The sequence below is a fragment of the Thermophilibacter sp. ZX-H3 genome (assembly GCF_052599055.1).
In genome coordinates this window covers 1-8744 of sequence record NZ_JBQXES010000035.1, presented here as the reverse complement: position 1 = coordinate 8744, position 8744 = coordinate 1, and the positions used below count along the sequence as shown (strand labels likewise).

Here is an 8744-nt window from a genome sequence, read left to right as displayed (position 1 = left end):
GCGTCAGGTTTATTTGGCACGCGCGGTTTGCGTGCCAAATAAACCTGACGCCAGTGGCGCGGCCCGCCCCCTTGTCTCCCGCCCTCACCGTTCTTATCGCCCGCTGCCCGATATGTGCGCAACGTCGTGACCAAACGTGGGTAAGGTGAGTCACATCGTGCACAGACCCCGTCCAAGGGAGGCATCATGGCTGCAAAGGGAACGGAGAAGGTCAAGAACGTGGTCCTTGTGGGCCAAGGCGGCGTGGGCAAGACCATGCTGGCGGAGGCCATGCTTCACCTGACGGGGCGTACCACCCGTCTCGGCGGCCACGCCGGCACCAAGCCCACGCTTGACTATGACGGCGAGGAAGGGGAGCGCGGCTTCTCCATCTCCACCTCCATTGCCCCGATCATCTGGGAGGGTACGCGCCTGAACGTGCTCGACGCCCCGTGCTACCCCGACTTCGTCGGCGACGCCTACGCCGCCATGAGCGCGTGCGAGACCGCGCTCTTCATGGTCGACGCCGCCTCGGGCCCGGGCACCATCACCACCCGCCTGTGGTACGCCGCCGAGGAGCAGAGCCTCGCGCGCGCGATCTTCGTCAACCGCATCGACCGTCCGGATGCGGACTTTGACGTCGCCATGTCCGCGCTGCAGGACCGCTTTGGCAACAGCCTCGCGCCCGTGACCATCCCGATGGGCTCCGGGGAGGCCTTCAAGGGCATCATCGACGTCGTCCACATGAAGGCACGTCACCTCGAGAACGGCAAGCCCGTCGTCGAGGACGTTCCCGCCGAGTTCGCAGACGCCGCCGAGGCCGCTCGCGCCCAGCTCACCGAGCTCGTGGTGGAGGCCGACGACGAGGTCATGATGAAGTACCTCGAGGGCGAGGAGGTCACGCAGGACGAGCTCGAGGGTCTGCTCGCCAAGGCCATCCGCGACCGCGTCTTCGTCCCCGTCTTTGCCGGCAGCTGCGTGCGCGAGGAGGGCGTCATCTCCTTCATGGATGCCGCCGTGGCGTGGTTCCCCACGATGGCCGACTTCGGCCGCATTCCGCTCGTCAACGGCGAGCAGCTCGACATCTCCGAGGATGACGAGCGCCCCGTGGTCTTTGCCTTCAAGTCCCTGAACGACCCGCAGAACGGCCGCCTCTCCTTCCTCAAGGTCCTCGCCGGCACCGTCACGCCGGGCATGGAGCTCACCAACGCCCGCACGCGCAAGTCCGAGCGCCTCGGCCACCTCTACCAGATGTGCGGCAAGGAGACCACCGACGTCCAGTCCGCAGCCGCTGGCGACATCGTCGTGGTTCCCAAGCTCGAGGCCATGACCGGCGACACGCTGTCCGTCACCGGCAAGGTCGAGGCCGCCGAGTTCCGCTTCCCCAACTCGCTCTACCGCATTGCCATCGAGCCCGACGCGCGCGGCACCGAGGGCAAGCTCTACGCCTTCCTCGAGAAGTCCGCGGACGCCGACCCCACCCTCAAGGTGGAGCGCGACGAGGACACCGGCCAGACCGTCATCTCCGCCATCGGCGAGGCGCAGGTCAGCGTCCTTCTTGACCGCCTTGAGGACCGCGCGGGCATCACCGCCCACACCGTGGCGCTCAAGATTCCGTATCGCGAGACCATCCGTCGCGTTGCCTCCGCCCAGGGCCGTCACAAGAAGCAGACCGGCGGCGCCGGCCAGTACGGCGACTGCTGGCTGCGCATCGAGCCCAACCCGGGCGCCGGCTACGAGTTCGTGGACGAGGTCGTGGGCGGCCACATCCCGCGCGGCTTCATCCCGGCCATCGACAAGGGCGTCCAGGAGACCATGCGCGAGGGCGTGCTCGCCGGCTACCCGATGATCGACGTCAAGTGCGCCGTCTATGAGGGTTCCTACCACCCGGTCGACTCCAACGAGATGGCGTTCAAGACCGCCGCGCGCATCGGCTTCCAGAAGGCCGTCAGCCAGGCCGAGCCCGTGCTGCTTGAGCCCATGGCGCACCTGCGCATCACCGTGCCCGAGAGCTACGCCGGCTCCGTGATGGGCGACGTCTCCGCCTCCCGCGGCCGCGTCGAGGGCATGGAGGCCGGCACCGGCGCCGCGGCCGGCGAGACCACCATCTCCGCCACCGTCCCGTACGCCGAGGTCACCGACTACGCCACCCGCCTGCGCTCGCTCTCCCGCGGCACCGGCGAGTTTGAGATGGAGGTCAGCGGCTACGAGCAGGTGCCGCACGACATCCAGCAGCGCCTGGCGGAGGACTACGCCGCCCGCCGCGCCGCCGGCGAGAAGTAACGTGCAAAAGGGACAGTCACTTTTGCACGCTGCGACATCGTGACCCCCACGCGGGCGGTCGGTTCCCCGGGGCCGACCGCCCGTTCTGCTAGGATTGAGGCCGTTCCGTCACAGCTCATCAATAGGAGGTAGCCATGCTCTCCGCAGTTCAGATCAAGCCGGATGTCTACTGGGTCGGCGCGCTCGACTGGAACGCGCGCGAGTTCCACGGGTACACCACCGAGGCCGGCATCACCTACAACGCCTATCTCATCCTGGACGAGAAGGTCACGCTCATCGACACCGCCAAGATCACCTTCAAGGACGAGCTCCTCGAGCGCATCTCCTCGGTGATCGACCCGTCCAAGATCGACGTGCTCATTGCCAACCACGTTGAGATGGACCACTCCGGCTCCACCTCCGTGATCCACGAGCTCGCGCCCGGGGCGGAGATCTACTGCTCCGCGCCTCAGGGCGTCAAGAACATGACCGCGCACTTCGGCGACCTGGGCTACCACGGCGTCAAGACCGGCGACACCCTCTGCATTGGCAAGCGCACGCTGACCTTTGTGCAGACGCCCATGGTCCACTGGCCGGACAACATGGTCACCTATGACGCCTACGACAAGATCCTCTTCTCCAACGACGCCTTTGGCCAGCACTTTGCCAGCTCCGGCCGCTTTGACGACGAGAACGATCTGTGCGAGGTCATGCACCAGGCGCGCAAGTACTACGCCAACATCGTGCAGCCCTACCGCGCGCAGGCCACCGCGGCCGTGAAGGCGGTGCGCGGCCTCGGCCCGGACGCGCTCGACATGATCTGCCCGGCGCACGGCGTCATCTGGCGCGGCCACGTCGAGGACATCCTCAAGGCGTACGAGGGCTTTGTCTCCGGCGAGGTGCGCGAGCGCGCCGTGGTGGTCTACGACTCCATGTGGCACTCCACCGAGAAGATCGCCCGCTCGCTCGTGGACGGCTTCCTTGCCGCCGGCATTCCGGCGCAGCTCATGGACCTCAAGGAGAACCACATCTCCAACGTCATGGACGTGTTCCTGGACTGCAAGTACGTCTGCGTAGGGTCGCCTACGCTTAACAGCCAGATGCTGCCCACGGTGGCGAGCTTCCTCACGTACATGAAGGGCCTCTCGCCCAAGAACGAGAACCGCGTGGGCCTGGCCTTCGGCTCCTACGGCTGGGCGCCGATGGGTCCCAACAACGTGGCCAAGGAGCTCGAGGCCGCGGGCTTCCAGATGCCGGTGAAGACCCTTGCCATCAACTGGATTCCCTCTGACGAGCAGCTCACCGCCGCGACCGAGGCCGTGAAGGAGCTCACGGCGTAAGCCCGCAATCGCCAGGCGAGAAGAACGACCGCCCGGGAGCGTCCCCGCTCCCGGGCGGTCTTTTCCTGCGGCGGCCTGCCCCTCCGTCGCAGTTCCCGCCTGCCAGGCTTCTGTACATGACATTATTACAGAAATGTTGCGCAACGTTACCCTCCACGTATAGACCCGTGACGAAATTACGCGGGTTCGCTTCTTAGTATCTCCTGAAAGGCCGCGGACCGAGGTGTGTCTGGGGTCCGGTTGGCGTACGCCATGGAAGGAGTTTCATGAGAAGCAAGCTTGTTTCGGGTGTTCTGACTGCCGCCCTCGCGATGTCGCTGGTGCCCGCGCCCGCGCTCGCAGACGCACTCGAGAGTGTTGGTCAGCAGCCTGAGGAGCAGGTCACTGCCGAGGAGCCGGCCGCACCTGCGGAGGAGATCCCTGTTGAGAAGAACGAGGCGTCCGTCGCGAAGCAGGAGCTTCCGGCCGATTCCGAGAAGGACGCTGCCGAGGGTGGCGAGGCCGGCTCCAATGCGCAGGTCCCCGAGGCCGTTGCCGACGCTCAAGATAGTGGGATTGACGATCTGAAGAAGGACTCCGGCCAGGGTGCCCTGCAGAGTGTTGCCGCGCCGACCCTCTCTTCTGTGACCGCGTTCACTCCGCAGATGGCCCAGCAGAGCGAAGCTCCCAAGTTTGACCTCGACAAGGTCGTTGGGACCGTGCTTAGCTACCAGATTGACGCGGGATCTCTTAGACCTGCCCGTCACGGCCTGCGCGCAAGCGAGATTCCCGATGGGATGATTGAGTCCGTCTCCGAGCCTGTTCAGAACGAGAGCGGCGGGTGGGACATCACGGTGACCCTTAAGGCCGGAACGGCTGCGGACTACAACATTCCCGAGGGTTATCTCAGGGGTTATGATGCCGACCACATGGTCATGGACCCCAGCGCTGAGACGAGGCTTCAGTTTGTGGCGAGCACCTCCGATGCCACGGCAACAACATGGCAGGTCTTTGCTTCCGACAGGGCTCAGTGCACGTTCGTGTATCAGGAGCCCGAACAGACCCCCTCGGCTCCAACCAAACAGGACGTTGCCAGCATTGAGGGCGCAATGAACTACACGCTTCTGAATGAGGATGGTAGCGAGGCTTACAGCGCCCGCGTCAGCATTCCCGCAGGTGCCATCGAGAGCGTTGGCGAGGTCTACGAGAAGAATGGCGGCTGCTGCGTCGATGTGACCGTTGCATCGGAGAACGTTCTCGCCGACTATGGCATCGAGCCGCCCGCGTTCTACGGCTCTGACTACGCCCTGAAGGCAGATGCGTCTGACCTTACGATGACGCTCGCCTATGCGGATGGGGTGTGGAATTACACCTATCCCGACGTTGTGAGTCTGACGTTCTACAAGCCTGAGCCCACAGTTGCCTTTGACATCGACGATGTCCTCGATGCCGACAACGCCGTCCACTACTACGCGAGCGGCTCGAGCAAGCACGCCACGGCCATCACGAGCGCAGACAACGTCGTTTCGGTGGGCGAGCCCGTCTTTCACGCCTCCAGTCGTAAGAACTACTGGACTGTCGAGGTGACTCTCAAGACCGAGGGCGTCACCGCCGCCGACTACGGTGTGCCCACCGGCTACCTTGGCGGGACCGATCCGGAGGAGTGGGTCGTTGACCAGGATGCCGACAACAAGGTCACCACGAGCTTCACGCTGCGCGAGGGAAACTCTCGCTGGGACGAGACCACGAGCGGCTACGCCCTGCTGCACTTCGTGCACGAGCAGGCGCCCGAGTTCGCGCTCGCGGATGTTGTCGACGACAGGAACACGGTCAGCTACTCTCTTCGCCGTGCGGCTGGCGGCGCGTATGAGAGCCGCGCGAGCATCGGCTCGGTCGAGAACGTCGAGAAGGTCGGCGAGCCGTACCGCAACGCCGACGGCGACTGGGCTGTCGACGTGACGCTCAAGTCCGACGTCCAGCCGTCCGATTTTGGCATCGAGGACTGGCAGACCCAGGGCAAGCCCTACGCGCTCGACGCTGACGCCTCCAAGCTCACGGTGACCTTCGTGTGGACCACCAGCGTCCTAGGTGACTCCTCCTGGCAGAGCAACGGCATCTCTAACAACGGCAGCGTCGTGTTCGTCGAGCAGACCGCACCCGCCTTCGACGTCGCCGACGAGCTCAACACCTACGGCACCGTGACGTATGACCTCATTCACGCGGACGGGACGTCGAGCAGGGACAACGGCACCACCATCCGCCAGTCCGCCAACGTCGAGAAGGTCGGCGAGGCCTATCTCGATGCCGACGGCAACTGGGCGGTGGACGTGACGCTCAGTGGCAACGCCACGCCCGACGACTACAACGTCCCCAACTGGCAGATGCACGACGACGAGTACGAGCTCGACGCGGACGCCTCCAAGCTCACGGTGACCTTCCGCACGAACGGAGTCGACGGCACCACCTGGTACTGCTCCGGAGCCGACCGCGCCAATCTCGTCTTCGTGGGCAAGGCCGCCGAGCCCTCCGTTGCCTTCGACCTCGACGCCGCCCTTGCCGCATACCACACGGTCCACTACATGGCGACCACCCAGACCATCGAGAATTCCACATCGATCGGCAAGACCGAGAACGTTGAGTCCGTTAGCGCCCCCGTCTACGACGAGGCGGCCGACCGCTGGACCGTCGAGGTGACCCTCAAGTCCGATGGCGTCACCGCCGCGGACTACGGCGTGCTCGCTGGGTTCCTCAACGGCTCCGACCCCGCCGGCTGGGTCATCGACCCCAACGCGGAGAACGACCTCACCGTCACCTTCGCTCTTGAGAGCGGCTCCAACGCCTGGACGATGGCGGACGGCGGCTACGCCCTGCTGCACTTCGTCGAGAAGGCCGCCCCCGCCGCCCCCGCCTTTGACATCGTAGACGAGCTCGATGTCGCAGGCACCGTCTCCTACGAGGTTCGTAACGCCGATGGTTCGACCTATGACGACGGCGGCTTCGGCGCCATCCTCTCGGAGGACAACGTAGAGAAGATCGGCGAGGTCCGTCAGGAGGCCGATGGAACTTGGTCTGTTGAGGTTACCCTCGCGTCCGACCTCACCCCCGCCGACCTTGGCGTTGATGACTGGAAGCTCGGCGAAGGGGCCTACAGCATCGATCCCTCCTCAAAGCTCACCCTCACCTTCCGTACGCTGAGCGCTGATGGTGTCGAGTGGTATGTCCTCGGCGAGGAGAACCGCGCCAACGTTGTGTTCGTCGAGCGGGCGGGTGAGCAGAATCCCGGCGGAGAGGTCACCGACCCCTCTACCCCCTCCGATCCCTCCGACCCCGATGACAGCCAGAAGGGGGACGACAAGCCCGGCGAGGACGGGACGAATGACAACCCTGCCCAGCCTGCCACCGAGAAGGATGCGTCTGGCGAGAAGAGATCGCGAGGATCAAAAGACGGGATGCCCGAGACGGGGGACGCGACGTCCGTCGCCTTCGCCGGCGTTGCAGTGACCGGCGTCGTTGCCCTTGCCGCCGGCATCGCCCTCGAGCGCAAGCGTTCTGTCGACTAGAGGCTCCTCAGAAAGAGAAGCGGAGGGGGTCGCCCATATCCGGGCGATCCCCTCTTTTTATCTTGCTCAGCGAATCCTATATAGTTAACCTGTATTTCTACCATGGAATGGATGATATATGGCTGAGCAGACGTTGATAATCGGGTACAACACTGCGATTGAGTTCTGGCGCGCGGCGAGGGTTGCCTCGAGCAGCCTCCAGGAGCCAGAGACGGTGGGTAGGACGTACGGCCGCCTGCCCCAGACCCCGACCTCCCTCGCGCGCCGTGCGATTGAGCTGCTCGGTGCCGAGGCCCCGATAGACGTCGTCGCGCCAAAGGTCGGGGCACGTATGAAGAGCCCGCTCATCCGGGCGCATTCGTGCGCCGCGCCCCTGCCGGCGAATAGCCTCTTCTATATTGATGACGACATTGCGGTCTGTCGGATGCCTGCGGTCCTGGTGCAGCTCGCCCGCGGGTCGACCCCGGTCGAGCTTGCGCGCATCGCATACGAGATGACGGGGACCTACGGCTTCGAGGCAGGCGAAAGGTCGGATGCGGTCCAGGACCTCCGCCCGCTTCTCGACCTCGGCGAGCTCAAGGGTTACGCCCGCTCATGCTGCGCGACCGGCACGCGTGGGTCAAGGAGTGCGGCCGACGCCCTCAGGTGCGTCGTGCCAAACTCCAACTCCCCACGTGAGACCGACGTTGCGATCATCCTCATGATGCCTCGTTCGGTGGGCGGCTTCGACCTCCCCGGCTTCGTGATGAATCCCACGATCCGGCTCTCCAGTCATCTTGAGGCCATCGTGGGGTCAGACACTGATCCCAGACTTCTACTGGCCTGATAAGAAGGTGATTTTGGAGTACGAAAGCGAGAAGTATCACCTGACGCCCGCAGCGATGAACCGCGACGAGCGCCGCCGACGCGCCTTCGAGAGCGAGGGCTATCGCGTCATGAGGCTCATGAACGACGTTCTGAAAATGAATGACGAGCTCAACGGCTTCATGACGCAGCTCGCCCAGACCCTTGGGATCTACAGGCGCCCCGCATCCCAGCACATGCTCGACCGCAGGAGGCAGCTGAGGGAGGAGCTGTTCGGCCCTGTGAGCGAGGAGACTGCAAAGCACGAGATGGAGCACCCGTATACGGGCCCGGTCATCTAGCCCCCAGTCGCCCCGCTCAATGGCGGCGCGTTTCCTGCAATCAGGGGGATAGTGCGTAAAAAATCGCGTCCGTCCTGCAATCAGGGGGATAGTGCGAAGGGTTCTGGGGCACCGGGCGAGTAGCCGACGAATCGCCAACAGGCATTTTGTAGCTGGACCGAATCAGGGACCCGCCAAAATGGGCACCTGAGGCCAAGATGGCCTTCGCACTATCCCCCTGATTGCAGGCCGGCGGCCGCTTTCTTCGCACTATCCCCCTGATTGCAAAAAATGCCCGGCGCCCGTCGCGTCGGAGATCAGCGCGGCCGCCCTTGGCCACCGCCTTCCCCCAGCCTAGGCTTCAGATAACGTTGAATGTGGCCCCTAACGAGAAGCATAGCCCCTGAGTTTCTGTCCGGTCGCCGGCGTACGCTCGCAGCGAGGGGCACGACGGCGTAGGGAGGTCGCGATGGCGAGCATGACGGGCAGGGACGTGGCGG

Annotated in this window: 5 protein-coding genes; all 5 read left to right on the top strand. The window is 64.7% G+C overall.

The features are described 5' to 3' along the window. Window positions 1-186: 186 nt before the first annotated feature. The 5 genes from ACULPM_RS10845 (at window position 187) to ACULPM_RS10825 (ending at window position 8265) form a co-directional block, all read left to right on the top strand. Window positions 187-2262, top strand: coding sequence for an elongation factor G (locus ACULPM_RS10845; protein WP_445331537.1), 2076 nt, complete (start codon window positions 187-189; stop codon window positions 2260-2262). A 134-nt stretch (window positions 2263-2396) separates the two neighbouring features. Next, window positions 2397-3581, top strand: coding sequence for an FprA family A-type flavoprotein (locus tag ACULPM_RS10840; protein ID WP_445331536.1), 1185 nt, complete (start codon window positions 2397-2399; stop codon window positions 3579-3581). A gap of 266 nt (window positions 3582-3847) precedes the next feature. Further along, entirely contained in the window at window positions 3848-7120 is a 3273-nt protein-coding gene (locus tag ACULPM_RS10835; protein ID WP_445331535.1) for a hypothetical protein, read from the top strand. A 118-nt stretch (window positions 7121-7238) separates the two neighbouring features. After that, entirely contained in the window at window positions 7239-7946 is a 708-nt protein-coding gene (locus ACULPM_RS10830; protein ID WP_445331534.1) for a hypothetical protein, read from the top strand. A 13-nt stretch (window positions 7947-7959) separates the two neighbouring features. Further along, window positions 7960-8265, top strand: a complete 306-nt coding sequence (locus ACULPM_RS10825; protein ID WP_445331533.1) for a hypothetical protein — start codon at window positions 7960-7962, stop codon at window positions 8263-8265. Window positions 8266-8744: the final 479 nt, after the last annotated feature.